At 60.5% G+C, this 334-nt stretch carries 1 protein-coding gene; it reads right to left on the bottom strand.

Annotated elements, in window-relative coordinates; genetic code table 11:
* On the bottom strand, window positions 1-334 hold a 334-nt coding region (locus tag QWY27_RS15275; RefSeq protein WP_290199290.1), incomplete at both ends, for a GTP-binding protein.

Raw genomic sequence — 334 nt, 5'->3', positions numbered from 1 at the left:
ATGGCCTGCTCACCGAGCTCGCCTGTGTCGCCTTCGAGGGCGAGCTTAGCTGAGCCCTTGACGATTGGCGTGTCATCGCCTGGGAAGTCGTACTTGGAGAGCAGCTCGCGCACTTCCATTTCGACCAGCTCAAGCAACTCGGCATCATCAACCATGTCGGCCTTGTTCAGGAACACGATGATGTAAGGCACGCCCACCTGACGCGATAACAGGATGTGCTCACGCGTCTGGGGCATTGGGCCGTCAGCGGCCGAGACCACCAGGATTGCGCCGTCCATCTGTGCGGCACCGGTGATCATGTTCTTGACGTAGTCGGCGTGGCCGGGGCAGTCAA

The organism is Zwartia vadi (assembly GCF_030410375.1).
In the GTDB taxonomy this organism is placed as follows: domain Bacteria; phylum Pseudomonadota; class Gammaproteobacteria; order Burkholderiales; family Burkholderiaceae_B; genus Zwartia; species Zwartia vadi.
The sequence above is the reverse complement of the archived record's forward strand: the minus strand, read 5'-3'. Positions and strand labels throughout refer to the sequence as shown.